Source organism: Pseudomonas sp. RIT-PI-a, from assembly GCF_001187875.1.
GTDB lineage: Bacteria > Pseudomonadota > Gammaproteobacteria > Pseudomonadales > Pseudomonadaceae > Aquipseudomonas > Aquipseudomonas coleopterorum.
This window is the reverse complement of record NZ_LGIR01000032.1, coordinates 40,980-55,294: the sequence shown is the minus strand read 5'-3', so window position 1 is coordinate 55,294 and position 14,315 is coordinate 40,980. Positions and strand designations below refer to the sequence as shown.

Here is a 14,315-nt window from a genome sequence, read left to right as displayed (position 1 = left end):
AGAAGTCAACAAAAAAGGCGAACCGCTGGGTCGCCTTTTCTGGTTTGAATACTTCGGTTACAGCAGATCGTATTGCTTGAGTTTCTTGCGCAGGGTGCCGCGATTCAGGCCCAGCATCTCACTGGCCTTGGTCTGGTTGCCCTTGACGTGGTTCATGACGCTTTCGAGCAAGGGAGCTTCGACTTCGGACAGCACCAGGTTGTACACGTCCGTGACGGAGGCGCCTTCGAGGTGCGCAAAGTAGTTGTGCAACGCCTTCTCGACACTGCCGCGCAGGGTCTGGCCCTCTTCGCTCGGCGTGTTCAGATGCTGCTTCAGGTTTACGTTGTCGCTCACAGGCGTTGTTCCACTCACTAAAGTCTCGCTCATCATCGTCATGCGGCCACCTCTTTCGCGTCCCTTTCACCAAGGCTTCTATGGCGTTCGCCGAAGAACTCGCGAACGTTGGCGCATTGCTCTTGCGTCTCTTGCAGCCCATTGAAATGGCTGCGAAATTCCCGCCCGCCCGGCTGTGTACTCAGGTACCAGCCAACATGCTTGCGGGCGATGCGCACGCCCATGACCTCGCCATAGAAGGCGTGCAGGGCCTGCAAATGTTCCAGCAGAATGCTTTCCACTTCACTCAACTGCGGTGCCGGCAGCAGTTCACCGGTGCGCAGGTAATGCTCGATTTCCCGGAAGATCCACGGCCGACCCTGCGCCGCGCGCCCTATCAGCAGGCCGTCGGCACCGGTCGCCTGCAATACCTGCCGGGCTTTGTGCGGTGAATCGATGTCGCCATTGGCAAAAACCGGGATCGACACCGCCTGCTTGATCGCGGCGATGGTGTCGTATTCGGCTTCGCCGGTGTACAGGTCGGCGCGTGTGCGACCGTGCACCGCCAACGCGGCGATGCCCGATTGCTCGGCAATCTTTGCAACGCTGATGCCATTACGGTTGGAACGGTCCCAACCCGTACGAATCTTCAGGGTGACCGGCACATCCACGGCCCCCACCACCGCCTCCAGAATCTGCGCCACCAGCGCTTCATCCTTGAGCAAGGCAGACCCCGCTGCCTTGTTGCACACCTTTTTCGCCGGACAGCCCATGTTGATGTCGATGATCTGCGCCCCGGCCTCGACGTTGGCCCGTGCCGCCTCGGCCAGCATCTGCGCGTCCCCGCCGGCGATCTGCACCGAGCGCGGCTCGGGATCACCTTCGTGGATCATGCGCAGCCGCGACTTGCGGCTGTTCCACAGGCTCATGTCGCTGGTGACCATCTCCGACACCACCAGGCCTGCGCCCAGGCGCTTGCACAACTGACGAAAGGGCTGATCGGTAACCCCGGCCATGGGGGCCAGGACCAGCGAATTGTTCAAGGTATATGGGCCGATGCGTACCGCCGACATAGGACTTCCCTGTTGTGGGGCCGGATCATGAGAGTTCGAAAAAGGGTTGGCATAATACCCGCTCTCGATGACGGGTTAAAGATCGATTTGGATAAAATCTGAACAGTTATCTGCCCCCGCGGACAGGTTTGGACGGGCGGAGTGCGCCCCTCCACCGAAGCATCCGGCTATTCGGGCGAGCGGAAACTCAGGCTGTAATTGACCGCTGCAGGGCCTGGGTCGAGGATGTCCAGGGCAATGTGGATAGGCGTCTGCGGGGGCATCTCGGCCTTGCCGGCCAACTCGCCGTTGAGGTATTCGCTGGGCTTGAAGCGACGGCTGGCGATCAGTTGGCCGTTGAGGTCGGCGAAGCGCAGTTCAAGCAGGGGAAAGGGCTGCGCAAACGCGGCGCGATTGTAGATGATCGCATCCACCACCAGCGCTCCGGCAAAGTCAGGGTGGCTGCGCACCACCAGGTTGCTGCTTTTTATCAGGGCAATATCGACCTTGGCCGGTACGCTGCAGCCTATTACGGGGCACAGTTCCTGAAACAGGGGGCGATACTGATCCTGTCGAGCCAGCTCGCCGAAGTGGTAGACCACGTATTGCACGCCCAGGCCCAAGGCGGCCACGATCGCCAGGCCCAACCACATCAAGCGTTTGCCCCAGTGCGGGCGAGGCTTCTCCCAGGCCAGTTGCATCGGTTCGTCGAGCAGATCGGCCAGGTCGTCGTCATCACGCACGGCCGGTTCGCTGCGGTCGGCTTGCGCCTTGCGCGGCGAGTTGAAGGCGCTCGCGGGTGGCTCGTCCCGGTCGTGTTCGTCCAGCGCCGACAGCCGGCCGTGGCCGTTCAGGGACGGTTCATCGTCGATGTGCGTGTCGTCGAGGTCTGCGCGGCGTGAAAGCGACGGTTCGGTCCGGCTCGCAGGCGCTACTGCTTCGTCGTCATCCAGTGCAGGTTGCCGCTCGATGATCGGCGGCAAGGCTGGCGAATCCACCTCGGCATCGTCCCGGCGCGCGCTCAGGCTGTCCACTCGGGGGGCGTCACCCAGTTCGAGCTGGTCCAGGTCGATGTCACCGTTGCTCCACGGCCGCGGCGCCAGCTCAGGCGGCCTGGGCAGGTTGGCCGGGGTCAGGGTTGCGCTCTGTTCGAGCAACTGCCGGGCGGCGTTGAAGACCTGCAGGCAGGAGCCACAACGAACCACGCCACGTGCCACACTCAGCTGGCTGTGGTTGACGCGGAAGCTGCTCTGGCAATGCGGGCACTGGGTGACGAAACTTTCGCTCATGCGCAGGTCCTGGGAGGGCAGGGGAACATGCTGGTCGGGGCTCAGCGGCGACGGCCGCTGATGCGTACCCAGCCATCACGGTTGGCGATCGGGTCCAGCTCGAAGTCCTGGGCGTAGGCGGCGGCGACTTCCTCACCCTGCTCGGCGAGGATGCCGGACAACGCCAGCAGGCCGCCAGGCCGGACCAGCCCGCTGAGCTGGGGTGCGAGGCTGACCAGCGGCCCGGCAAGGATGTTGGCCACCAGCACGTCCGCCTGCTGCGCAGGCAAGTCGGCAGGCAGATACACCGGGAAGCGGTCGTCGGCAATGCCGTTGCGCTGGGCGTTGTCGCGCGAAGCCTCCAGGGCCTGCACGTCGATGTCGGTGCCGACCGCCTGCTGCGCACCCAACAGCAGTGCAGCGATCGCCAGGATGCCCGAGCCGCAGCCGAAGTCCAGCACCTGAGTGTCCTGCAATTGCTGACCGTCCAGCCACTCCAGGCACAGGGCCGTGGTGGGGTGGGTGCCGGTGCCGAACGCCAGGCCCGGGTCCAGCAGCAAGTTGACGGCGCCAGGCTCCGGGGCTTCGTGCCAGCTGGGTACGATCCACAAGCGGCGGCCGAAGCGCATGGGCTGGAAATTGTCCATCCAGCTGCGTTCCCAGTCCTGGTCCTCGATCACCTCGGCGTGATGCTCGGGCAGCGTCGTGCCGGTCAGCAATTGCAAGTGGGCAAATACTGCGTCGGCGTCGGTGTCGGCTTCGAACAGCGCCAGCAAGTGGGTGTGCGACCACAGCGGTGTGGTGTTGAGTTCAGGTTCGAAGATCGGCTGGTCTTCGGCGTCCATGAACGTGACGGACACGGCACCGACTTCCAGCAGCGCATCTTCATAGGTTTCGGCTTGTTCTGGGCTGATGGCCAGACGGACTTGCAGCCAAGGCATGGCAGGCACCTTCGATCTAAACGGGGGGGCGCAGCAGGGTCGCTGCGACAAGCGCGCCAGTTTACGCGAGGAGGCGCGTCAGGACCAAAAAAAACCCGGCTCGAAAGCCGGGTCCTTTTCACATGACAACGTCACATAGACTACCGAATCACTTCTGGCTGGCCAGTTTGTGTTCCAGGTAGTGAATGTTGATGCCGCCTTTGCAGAAACCTTCATCGCGCACCAGGTCACGGTGCAGTGGGATGTTGGTCTTGATGCCGTCCACGATGATCTCGTCCAGCGCATTGCGCATACGGGCCAGGGCCTCGTCGCGATCCTTGCCCCAGGTGATCAGCTTGCCGATCAGCGAGTCGTAGTTCGGCGGTACCGCATAGCCACTGTACAGGTGCGAGTCGACGCGAACGCCGTTGCCACCCGGCGCGTGGAAATGCTTGACGGTGCCGGGGCTGGGGATGAAGTTCTTCGGGTCTTCGGCGTTGATCCGACACTCCAGGGAGTGACCGCGAATGACCACGTCATCCTGGGTGAACGACAACTTGTTGCCTGCGGCGATGCTGAGCATCTCCTTGACGATGTCGATACCCGTGACCATCTCCGATACCGGGTGCTCCACCTGAACGCGCGTGTTCATCTCGATGAAGTAGAAACGACCGTTCTCGTACAGGAACTCGAAAGTGCCAGCACCGCGGTAGCCGATCTCGATGCACGCCTTGACGCAGCGAGCCAGAACTTCCTCGCGAGCGGCCTCGTCGATGCCCGGTGCCGGTGCTTCTTCCAGTACCTTCTGATGACGGCGCTGCAGCGAGCAGTCGCGGTCGCCCAGGTGAATTGCCTGGCCCTGACCGTCGGACAGCACCTGAACTTCCACATGACGTGGATTGGTCAGGAATTTTTCCAGGTACACCATCGGGTTGCCGAACGCGGCACCGGCTTCGGTGCGGGTCAACTTGGCCGAGGCGATCAGGTCTTCTTCCTTGTGCACCACACGCATGCCACGACCACCGCCGCCGCCAGCGGCCTTGATGATCACCGGGTAGCCGACTTCACGGCCAATGCGCAGGGCTTCTTCCTCGTCTTCCGGCAGCGGGCCATCGGAGCCGGGTACCGTCGGTACGCCAGCGGCGATCATCGCGTGCTTGGCCGAAACCTTGTCGCCCATCAGGCGGATGGTGTCGGCAGTCGGGCCGATGAAGGCAAAACCGGATTTCTCGACCTGCTCGGCAAAGTCCGCGTTCTCGGCGAGAAAGCCATAGCCTGGGTGAATGGCGGTGGCGCCAGTCACTTCGGCAGCGGCGATGATTGCCGGGATGTGCAGATAGGACAGGTTGGCAGGCGCCGGACCGATGCAGACCGACTCGTCAGCCAGGCCGAGGTGCATCAGCTCCTTGTCGGCCTTGGAGTAGACGGCAACGGTCTTGATGCCCAGCTCTTTGCAGGCACGCAGGATCCGCAAGGCGATTTCGCCGCGGTTGGCGATCAGAACTTTTTCCAACATCGCAGGCTCTCCGCTGGTCAAACGATGGTGAACAGCGGCTGGTCGTACTCAACCGGCTGACCGTCTTCTACCAGGATCGATTCGATCACACCGCTGGTTTCAGCTTCGATGTGGTTCATCATTTTCATTGCTTCGACGATGCACAGGGTATCGCCCTTCTTCACGGTCTGGCCCACTTCGACGAATGCTGGCGACGCTGGCGACGCCTTGCGGTAGAAGGTGCCGACCATTGGCGAGCGAGCCACAGTGCCGTTCAACTTGGCAGCAGCGGGTTCGGCGGCTGCGGCAGCAGGTGCGGCGGCCACGGGCGCGGCGGCAGGGGCTGCCATCGGCGCGGGCGCATAGTACTGCTGGGCCGGGGTCTTGCTGTGACGGCTGATCCGTACGGATTCTTCGCCTTCCTTGATTTCCAGCTCGTCGATGCCGGACTCTTCCAGCAGCTCGATCAGTTTCTTGACTTTACGAATATCCATTAATCATCAACTCCCAAGGGTCGGTCAGGGGCGTTCAGTAGGTGTTCTATGCCAAGCGCCTTTCAAAGAAGGCTGCGAACACTCATGTGCCGTTGAAAAGGGCCGAGTGACGGCGAAAATTCTTGAACGTGCCGGTGAAAAATACGCACGTCGAACAGTGGGATGCTCATCGACAGCGGCGCGTCACGTCGGTGGTGACATCCGCCGGCAAAAGCTGTCGGATCATGTCCATTCTCAGTGACCTCTCACCGTCGGGTTCACATGCGGAGCGGGCGAACTATGCCGGAAAGCCCAGGCGTCTGTCCAGTTAAGCGCAATAGCCCGCACGTTGTCCGATGTTTGCGCAAAATTTGTGACTCGCTTGTCGATTTCGGTCACTGCCGACGATCATTCATCGCCTGATGACGGTATTTTCCCGACGAACCCTGCCGCATCGATTTCGCCAACGACCCGCGAGGCGACCTGTTCAATGCCGTTGGCGTCGAAGAACAGCAAGGCCGGTGGCCCGAACAGCTTGAAGCGATCGAGCAGGGCGCGCTGTTCGGCATTGCTCTGGGTGATGTCCAGGCGCACCTTGCGATACCCGGCCAGCCGCGCGATGACCTGCGGATCGGTCAGTACTTCATGCTCGATGACCTTGCAGCTGATGCACCAGTCGGCGTACCAGTCCAGTACCAGAGGCTGGCCACTGGCCTTGGCCTGTTGCAGGGCCAGTTCGAAACCTTCACGGGTAGTCACCGTCTGCCACGCATCGGCTGCGGCACTCGGCGGGGCAGCACTCGAAGCGCTGACGGTGGGACGTGCCAGCGGCTGGAAAGGATCGGATTGGCCGCTCAGGGCTCCGTGCCAGCAAGCCAGGGCGTAGAACACGAAGCCCAGCCCCAGCACCTGTTGCAAGCGTTGCCGTGCCGGTTTCACCACCCACTCCAGAGCACCCATGAACACACCGACGCCGGCGGCCAGCAGACCGATCAACAGCAGGGTCACACTGCCCGGCAATACCCGGGCGAGCAGGGCGATCGCCAGGCCCAGCAGCAGCACGCCGATGGCATTCTTGACGGTCACCAGCCACGGGCCGCTCTTGGGCAGCCAGGCCGCGCCGCCGGTGGCGACCAACAGCAGCGGCGCGCCCATGCCCAGGCCCAGGGCGAAGAGTTTCAAACCGCCTCCCAAGGCATCGCCGCTGGCGCTGATATAGAGCAGTGCCCCGGCCAGCGGCGCCGATACGCACGGTGACACCAACAGGCTCGACACCACGCCCAGCACCGCGGCGCCCCACAGCGAGCCGCCCTTGGCATTGCCGGCCACGCGATCGAGGCGCTGGCTCACGGCCGCTGGCAGCTTGAGCTCGAACAAACCGAACATGGCCAGGGCGAAAATCACGAAGAACAGGGCGAACGGCACCAGCACCCAGACCGACTGCAAGCGTGCCTGCAGATTGAGTTCGGCGCCGAACTTGCCCATCAGCGCACCGAGCAAGGCGAAACAGACTGCCATGGGCAGCACATAGGCGAGCGACAGACTGAAGCCGCGCCACCCGCCGACCTGCCCGCGCAGGACCACGCCGGACAGGATCGGCAGCATCGGCAACACGCAGGGTGTGAAGGTCAGGCCGATGCCGGCGAGAAAGAACAACGCCAGTTCATGCCATTGCCAGCCATCCGTGACCGGCGTCTGGCTGACCACCGGCGCAGCCTGACCGATACCCGCCACGGACAGGCGCTGGGTTTCCGGCGGATAGCACAAGCCCTTGTCCGCACAACCCTGGAAGGTCACCGCTAGAGTGAAGGCCCGCTGATCACCGCTGGGGCGAGGAATGTGCACATCGAGAATGCCGTGGTACACCTCGACATCGCCGAAGTACTCGTCATGTTTCGCCTCGCCAGGCGGCAGTTGTACCGTTCCCAACGCGATGTCGGCGGGTTCGGCCTTGAATTCGAAGCGATGGCGATAGAGGTAGTAGCCTTCGGCGATGACGAAGCGCAGGGTGATGTCTTGCGCCGACGACTGCACTTGTTCGAGCTGGAACGCCTGGCCGACCGGAAGGAAGTCGGCGCTGTTGTTCAGCGATGCGCCTCCCAGGGTGGCGCTGGGCCGTGTGTCGAGCAGGCCGGAAGCCGCGACGGGCAGTGCGAAAACCAACAACAGGAGGCAGAGCAGGCGGCGCATGACGTTTCTCGAACAGCAACTGAGCGCGCATCATACTGGAGCCGTGCGGTACTGCCGAATCGGCAGGGGGCAATTTCATGTAACAGGATGGGTCGCCCGGATAGGGTCGCCTGGACAGGGTCGCCCGCGCTAGACCCTGAACGCCTGCACCGCCGTGCGCAGCTCGCCCCCCAGTTGCAACAGGTGCTCGCCTTGAGCCCGTCCCTGGTCAATGAGTTGCAGGTTGTCTTCACCCAGGCCATGAATGCGCTCGCCGTGCTCGCGAATCTCGCCTACCGCGCCACTTTGCTGTGCAGTCGAGTCGGCGATGCGCACGGCGGTGTCGGAGATGGTCTGGATCGCCGTGACGATCTGCGCCAGCGCGCCGTCCGCCGCCTCGGCCTGACTCGCTGTGGCCTGGGCATGAACCACCTGCGCGCGGATACCCTGCACGGAATCGCGCGCAACCGTCTGCAGGCCGGCAATCAAGGTCTGAATCTGATGGGTCGCCCCGGTGGTGCGCGACGCCAGCGAACGCACCTCTTCGGCCACCACCGCGAAACCGCGACCCATTTCGCCGGCGCGGGCCGCTTCGATCGCGGCATTGAGGGCGAGCAGGTTGGTCTGGTCGGCGATCGAGCGAATCACGGTCAGCACTTCGCCGATGGTGGCCGATTCCTCGGCGAGCTGTTCGATCATCTGCGCGTTGCCCTGCACCTCACCCACCAGCGCATGCAGTCCTCTCAGGCTCTGCCCGATGACCTGCTGACCATGCTCCACCGCATCACCCGCCAGGCGGCTGGCCGCCGCAGCCTGACTGGCGTCACCGGCCACTTGGCCGATGGTCGCTTCCAGCTCGCCCAGTGCATCGCGAATCTGCGCAGTATCGCCAGCCTGGCGCAGCGCCCCTTGATGCAGGCCACCACTGAGCTCGGCCAGTTGATGGCTGCTCCCGGCCACCTGCTCGGCGTTCTGGCGAATGGTGCCGACCAACTCGACCAGATACAGGCGCAGGCGATTGAGGGACGCTTCAATGGCCTGCAATTCATGATTGGTCCGGCCCAAGGCAATGGGCCGGGCAAAGTCACCCTCGGCCCAGGTCGAGAGGGCCGGATCCAGCCGCGTCAGCACGCCGGCGAGGCGCCGCTGCAAGACGTCGATCAGCAGTGCGATCAACAGAATCAGGCCGATCATGGCACCTTGCAGAAGCCGTACTTCGCTCTGGATTCGAGCGTGCTGGCTGCGTACGCCGGGTTCCAGCGCTCCCAGGCCCTGCTGGACCGCGCCGATGCGTTGCTGCGCGGCCTCGGCCAGCTCGGTCCTACGCTGGATCAGTTCACGGGTGCGGCTCAATTCGGCCGGGTACCGCGTCAACAGGCTGGCCAACTCGCGTTTGAGGTCCACGCCGTCGTCCTGAGTGGCCGTGGTGTTCTCATTCTGCAAACCCATCAAAGAAGCGAAATCATCGGCACTCGATGCGCTGGTGCTGGAAACCCCCAGCAGCGGCAAGCCTTGCAAGGTGGTGGCTTGGGTCCTGATGCCGGCCAGTTCGCGCTCCACGTCGGCGGCCAGCTCACTGCGTCCGCTGCTGACCATCTTCTCCCGCGCCAGGGTCAGCTTGGGCAATTGCTGGCTGGCGCTCAGCAGCGCTGCCTGATAAGCGCTGTCACCCTGTGCATACCGGGCCAGCTGTTCCAGCGTGCCGCCCAGTTCGCGTTCGGCCTGCACCAGCAGGGCCTGAGGGTCGCCCGCCAGCTTGCCGGCCGCCAGCAGTTGCTCGGCAGTGAACGTCATCAGCGCATCCACTTCCTGCAGCAGGGGGCCGGTGAGCTCTGCCGGCAGCCCGGTGATGCCCTCGCGCAGCCGGGTCAAGGCTTGGGTGGCTTCGGCATGGCGCAACGCATCGCCGCTGTTCAGGTAATCCTGGACATTGCGCACGACCTCATCCTGAAACTGCCGTGACAGTTGCAGGTAGCGCTCCATCAGTCGATAAGGCTGTTCCAGCGCCTTTTGCGACCACCACAGGGTCGCCGCCAGTGCAGTGCACACGGCGACCAGCAACAATGTGTTCAGATTGGTGAGCAGTTTCAGGCGCATAGGGCACTACCAACAGCGAAATGGTCAGTGCGTGAAGGTATGGCCGATCTGTTACAGGCTCGTGACGTGGGCGTTAAAAAGATGGCACATGGCTTTCATTGTCGATCGGCACTTGGACCTGGCCTGACACATCCGGATGCCTTTGCCGCGGCTGCAGCCGGGTTGCGCATCCTTTATAGTGCCGTTGCGCTATCTCACCCGGAAAACTTTCCCCGAGCGAGGCACGTTAGGCGGGTGACGAGGTCAGAACCCATGAATTCCGCGATAGAAAGGACATAAGCCATGCTGGACTGGAAGAATCGTGCGGGCACAGGCGATGCGCGCGAGCGTGCCGACACCAGTGGCAGAACACGCAGCGCTGTGAAAAGCCTGTTGCTGAGCAAAGCGCTACTGGGCGCATTGGCTGTCTATCTGGTCGGGACCCTGTTGCTGGGTTGGTACTGGAGTGAAGAGCCCGAACTGTTCCCGGTGCAGCAGAACGCACAGGCCGCAGCGCAGCGTGACGGACGTCAGATGGTAGTGGGCTATACCACGGTGGAAACCCTCAAGACTGTGGCATCGACGTTGCTGAACAAGCCAGGTGGCTACATTTCCAACGACCGTTTTCCACCCGGCCTGTGGATGGACAACATGCCCAGCTGGGAATACGGCGTGCTGGTACAGGTGCGTGACCTGAGCCGCGCCCTGCGCAAGGACTTCGCCCGTTCGCAGTCGCAGTCGGCCGAAGACGGCGATCTGGCGCGTGCCGAGCCGCGTTTCAACTTCGACAACAAGAGCTGGGTGCTGCCCTCCAGCGAATCGGAATTTCAGGAAGGCATCAACCTGCTGACGCGCTACCAGAATCGTCTGTCTGATCCAAGCCAGACCAACGCGCTGTTCTACACCCGCGCCGACAACCTGAACAACTGGCTGGGCGATGTCGGTACCCGTCTGGGTTCGCTGTCGCAACGACTGTCTGCCAGCGTTGGTCGCGTCAAACTGAACACGACCCTCAAGACCGAAAGCGTGATCGCTGGTCAGGCACCGCAGGTGGACGAGGAAATCGTCGAAACCCCGTGGATGCAGATCGATAACGTCTTCTACGAAGCCCGCGGTCAGGCCTGGGCGCTGTCGCACCTGCTGCGCGCCATCGAAGTCGATTTCGCCGACGTGCTGGCCAAGAAGAACGCAACCGTGAGCGTGCGCCAGATCATCCGCGAGCTGGAAGCTTCCCAGGCACCGGTCTGGAGCCCGATGATTCTCAACGGCAGCGGTTTCGGCATGTGGGCCAACCACTCGCTGGTCATGGCCAACTACATCTCGCGGGCCAACGCTGCAGTGATCGACCTGCGCCAGCTGCTGTCGCAGGGCTGAGAACATGCCGATCTCGACCCAGGAGGTCGAACATCGCGCAGCGTCCGATGCCGAGTCGATTGCCTGGGTCGATGAGTCCGACCGCTTGTTGGGAACCCTGCCCAGAGCGGAGTTGCGTGACCGTGGGCTGATCGGGCGCGGGACCTATATCCTCTTGTTCAACAGCGAAGGCGAACTCTGTGTTCACCGGCGTACGTTGAGCAAGGCGATCTATCCAGGCTACTGGGACGTGGCTGCCGGTGGCATGGTGCAGGGCGATGAAACCTATGCTGAATCGGCTGCACGCGAGCTCGAAGAGGAACTGGGCGTGAGCGGTGTCGAGTTGACCGCTCACGAGCAGTTTTTCTTCGACCAGCCGGGCAACCGCGTGTGGTGTGCGGTGTTCTCGGCCGTCTGGGATGGACCGCTGGAGCTGCAACCCGAAGAGGTCCTCGAGGCGCGCTTCATGCCTGTACAGCAGGCCCTCGACGAGAGCGCCACGGAACCGTATTGCCCCGACTCGGTGGCGGCGTTGCTGCGTTACCTGGCTTGCCGCGACAACGCCTGATAGCAGCCGTACCGCACCGAGCCCCGAGCGCGCCTATTCCACGTAGGAGCGGTCACCGGCCGCGAAAAAACACCGCGCACTCCCTGACACCCCGCACTCTTCCATGAAATCCGCACAACCTCGGCAATTGCTTCCTTCAGGCCCTTAGCACACACCCCGTTTCCCGCTAAACTGCGCGGCCTGATCCACTTCACATGAGGCATGCCGGTGGCCAAGAAAGCCGCATCCTTCGCCGCCCTGGGCGGCCTGGTGTTCTCTACCGACAGCGGTCGGCATTGTCCCGACTGCCGTCAGCCCATCGACGCCTGTACCTGCAAGCAAGCGGCCGTGCCCGAAGGCGACGGCATCGCTCGCGTGCGGCGGGAAAGCAAAGGGCGTGGCGGCAAGACCGTGACCACCATCACCGGCGTGCCGCTGCCAGCCGATGCCCTCAAGGAATTGGCGACCACCCTCAAGCGCCGCTGCGGCACGGGTGGCGCGCTCAAAGAGGGTGTCATCGAGATCCAGGGCGATCACGTCGAGCTGCTGCTTGCCGAACTGGTCAAGCAGGGCTTCAAGGCCCGCAAATCCGGTGGCTGAGCCACACGCCTTGTAAACTTGAGGTACTCGCCGGGGTCTACCCCTGCAGGCGCAGCAACCGTCATCTTTACCCTCTACACTGCGCAGGGCCTGACGGCCCGTGACAACCGACTTTTTTCATAGGGGACCTCGATGTCCGTACGACGCACACGCAAAGACGATGGCAGCCAATGGACCGTGGCCGACAGCCGCAGCGTTTATGGCATCCGCCACTGGGGCGCGGGCTATTTCGCCATCAACGAGGCCGGCCGTGTCGAGGTTCGTCCCAACGGCCCGGACAGCTCGCCGATCGATCTTTACGAACAGGTCGACCACCTGCGCAAGAGCGGCCTGTCGCTGCCGCTGCTGGTGCGCTTCCCCGACATCCTGCAAGACCGCGTGCGCCAGCTGACCGGGGCCTTCGATGCCAACATCGCCCGCCTGGAATACCAGAATCGCTACACCGCGCTGTATCCGATCAAGGTCAACCAGCAGGAAGCGGTTGTGGAAAACATCATCGCCACCCAGGACGTCTCGATCGGCCTGGAAGCCGGTTCCAAGCCCGAGCTGCTGGCCGTGCTGGCTCTGGCGCCGAAAGGCGGAACCATCGTCTGCAACGGCTATAAGGACCGCGAGTTCATTCGTCTGGCCCTGATCGGCCAGAAGCTGGGCCACAACGTCTTCATCGTCATCGAAAAAGAGTCCGAAGTGGCGCTGGTCATCGAGGAAGCGGCCGACCTCAAGGTCAAGCCGCAGATCGGCCTGCGCGTGCGTCTCTCGTCCCTGGCTTCGAGCAAGTGGGCCGACACCGGCGGAGAAAAATCCAAGTTCGGCCTGTCCGCTGCGCAACTGCTGTCGGTGGTCGAGCGCTTCCGCGAAGCCGGGGTCGATCAAGGCATTCGCCTGCTGCATTTCCACATGGGTTCGCAGATCGCCAACCTGGCGGACTACCAGCATGGCTTCAAGGAAGCGATCCGCTACTACGGCGAGCTGCGCGCGCTCGGCCTGCCGGTCGATCACATCGACGTGGGCGGCGGTCTGGGAGTCGACTACGACGGTACCCATTCGCGCAACGCCAGCTCGATCAACTACGACATGGACGACTACGCCGGTGTCGTGGTGGGCATGCTCAAGGAGTTCTGCGATGCCCAAGGCATGCCGCATCCGCACATCTTCTCGGAAAGCGGCCGCTCACTGACCGCGCACCATGCCATGCTGGTGGTGCAGGTCACCGACGTCGAACGTCACAACGACGAAGTCCCCGAGATCGTCGACAAGCAGAGCCTACCCGAAACCCTGCAGTGGCTGGTCGACCTGCTCGGCCCGACCGATATCGAGATGGTCACCGAGAACTACTGGCGCGCCACGCACTACATCAGCGACATCGCTGCGCAGTACGCCGACGGCAAGGTGACCCTGGCGCAGAAGGCGCTGGCCGAACAGTGCTACTTCGCCGTGTGCCGTCGCCTCCACAACTCGCTCAAGGCCCGCCAGCGTTCCCATCGCCAGGTACTGGACGAGCTCAACGACAAGCTCGCCGACAAGTACATCTGCAACTTCTCGGTGTTCCAGAGCCTGCCCGATACCTGGGCCATCGGCCAGGTGCTGCCGATCCTGCCGCTGCATCGTCTCGACGAAGAACCGCTGCGTCGCGCCGTGCTGCAGGACCTGACCTGCGACTCCGACGGCAAGATCAAGCAGTACGTGGATGAGCAAAGCATCGAGACCAGCCTGCCGGTACACGCCGTCAACCAGGGTGAGGATTACCTGCTGGGCATCTTCCTGGTCGGCGCATATCAGGAAATCCTTGGCGACATGCACAACCTGTTCGGTGACACCGATTCGGTGAACATCTATCAGCGTCAGGATGGCAGCGTGTACAGCGCCGGTATCGAAACCCATGACACCATCGAAGACATGCTGCGCTATGTGCACCTGTCCCCCGAAGAGCTGATGACCCATTACCGCGACAAGGTCGCCAGTGCCAAGATCACTGCGCGCGAACGCACTCAGTACCTGGACGCCCTGCGCCTGGGCCTGACCCGCTCTTCGTACCTGTCCTCGTAAC

Annotated in this window: 12 protein-coding genes; 4 read left to right on the top strand and 8 right to left on the bottom strand. The window is 62.9% G+C overall.

Features of this window, described 5'->3' with window-relative positions:
• Positions 1-57: 57 nt before the first annotated feature.
• From fis to AC788_RS22290, 8 genes are all read right to left on the bottom strand, one after another.
• Positions 58-378 (bottom strand): DNA-binding transcriptional regulator Fis, encoded by a 321-nt coding sequence (gene fis, locus AC788_RS18255; RefSeq protein WP_049861977.1) that lies wholly within the window; start codon positions 376-378, stop codon positions 58-60.
• Positions 375-1,388: a tRNA dihydrouridine synthase DusB gene (gene dusB, locus AC788_RS18250; RefSeq protein WP_049861976.1), complete on the bottom strand. Its 1,014-nt coding sequence runs from the start codon at positions 1,386-1,388 to the stop codon at positions 375-377. Before dusB ends, fis begins: the two co-directional genes overlap by 4 nt.
• 167 nt (positions 1,389-1,555) lie before the next feature.
• Positions 1,556-2,656 (bottom strand): DUF3426 domain-containing protein, encoded by a 1,101-nt coding sequence (locus tag AC788_RS18245; RefSeq protein WP_049861975.1) that lies wholly within the window; start codon positions 2,654-2,656, stop codon positions 1,556-1,558.
• A 41-nt stretch (positions 2,657-2,697) separates the two neighbouring features.
• Positions 2,698-3,576, bottom strand: a complete 879-nt coding sequence (gene prmA, locus AC788_RS18240) for a 50S ribosomal protein L11 methyltransferase (RefSeq protein WP_049861974.1) — start codon at positions 3,574-3,576, stop codon at positions 2,698-2,700.
• A gap of 148 nt (positions 3,577-3,724) precedes the next feature.
• Positions 3,725-5,071: an acetyl-CoA carboxylase biotin carboxylase subunit gene (accC, locus tag AC788_RS18235; protein WP_049861973.1), complete on the bottom strand. Its 1,347-nt coding sequence runs from the start codon at positions 5,069-5,071 to the stop codon at positions 3,725-3,727.
• A 17-nt stretch (positions 5,072-5,088) separates the two neighbouring features.
• A complete protein-coding gene (gene accB, locus AC788_RS18230; protein WP_049861972.1) occupies positions 5,089-5,544 on the bottom strand; it encodes an acetyl-CoA carboxylase biotin carboxyl carrier protein in 456 nt (151 codons plus the stop codon).
• A gap of 387 nt (positions 5,545-5,931) precedes the next feature.
• Positions 5,932-7,713 (bottom strand): protein-disulfide reductase DsbD, encoded by a 1,782-nt coding sequence (locus AC788_RS18225; RefSeq protein WP_049861971.1) that lies wholly within the window; start codon positions 7,711-7,713, stop codon positions 5,932-5,934.
• A 129-nt stretch (positions 7,714-7,842) separates the two neighbouring features.
• Complete coding sequence (locus AC788_RS22290) at positions 7,843-8,886, bottom strand: methyl-accepting chemotaxis protein (protein WP_442965554.1); 1,044 nt, start codon at positions 8,884-8,886, stop codon at positions 7,843-7,845.
• A gap of 1,185 nt (positions 8,887-10,071) precedes the next feature.
• On the opposite strand from AC788_RS22290, the gene AC788_RS18215 reads away from it, so the two are divergent.
• The 4 genes from AC788_RS18215 (at position 10,072) to speA (ending at position 14,314) form a co-directional block, all read left to right on the top strand.
• Positions 10,072-11,142 carry a DUF2333 family protein gene (locus AC788_RS18215; protein ID WP_049861969.1) on the top strand — a complete coding sequence of 357 codons (1,071 nt, stop codon included), beginning with the start codon at positions 10,072-10,074 and terminating at the stop codon, positions 11,140-11,142.
• Positions 11,143-11,146: 4 nt separating this feature from the next.
• A complete protein-coding gene (locus AC788_RS18210; protein WP_049861968.1) occupies positions 11,147-11,689 on the top strand; it encodes an NUDIX hydrolase in 543 nt (180 codons plus the stop codon).
• Positions 11,690-11,896: 207 nt separating this feature from the next.
• The gene (locus AC788_RS18205) at positions 11,897-12,268 is read left to right on the top strand and encodes a translation initiation factor Sui1 (RefSeq protein ID WP_049862097.1); all 372 of its coding nucleotides are present in this window, start codon (positions 11,897-11,899) and stop codon (positions 12,266-12,268) included.
• A gap of 132 nt (positions 12,269-12,400) precedes the next feature.
• Positions 12,401-14,314 (top strand): arginine decarboxylase, encoded by a 1,914-nt coding sequence (speA, locus tag AC788_RS18200; RefSeq protein WP_049861967.1) that lies wholly within the window; start codon positions 12,401-12,403, stop codon positions 14,312-14,314.
• Position 14,315: the final 1 nt, after the last annotated feature.

Coding starts and splice junctions, on each gene's coding strand:
- fis (WP_049861977.1), bottom strand. CDS start 378: ATGACGATGATGAGCGAGACTTTAGTGAGTGGAACAACGCCTGTGAGC.
- dusB (WP_049861976.1), bottom strand. CDS start 1,388: ATGTCGGCGGTACGCATCGGCCCATATACCTTGAACAATTCGCTGGTC.
- AC788_RS18245 (WP_049861975.1), bottom strand. CDS start 2,656: ATGAGCGAAAGTTTCGTCACCCAGTGCCCGCATTGCCAGAGCAGCTTC.
- prmA (WP_049861974.1), bottom strand. CDS start 3,576: ATGCCTTGGCTGCAAGTCCGTCTGGCCATCAGCCCAGAACAAGCCGAA.
- accC (WP_049861973.1), bottom strand. CDS start 5,071: ATGTTGGAAAAAGTTCTGATCGCCAACCGCGGCGAAATCGCCTTGCGG.
- accB (WP_049861972.1), bottom strand. CDS start 5,544: ATGGATATTCGTAAAGTCAAGAAACTGATCGAGCTGCTGGAAGAGTCC.
- AC788_RS18225 (WP_049861971.1), bottom strand. CDS start 7,713: ATGCGCCGCCTGCTCTGCCTCCTGTTGTTGGTTTTCGCACTGCCCGTC.
- AC788_RS22290 (WP_442965554.1), bottom strand. CDS start 8,886: ATGATCGGCCTGATTCTGTTGATCGCACTGCTGATCGACGTCTTGCAG.
- AC788_RS18215 (WP_049861969.1), top strand. CDS start 10,072: ATGCTGGACTGGAAGAATCGTGCGGGCACAGGCGATGCGCGCGAGCGT.
- AC788_RS18210 (WP_049861968.1), top strand. CDS start 11,147: ATGCCGATCTCGACCCAGGAGGTCGAACATCGCGCAGCGTCCGATGCC.
- speA (WP_049861967.1), top strand. CDS start 12,401: ATGTCCGTACGACGCACACGCAAAGACGATGGCAGCCAATGGACCGTG.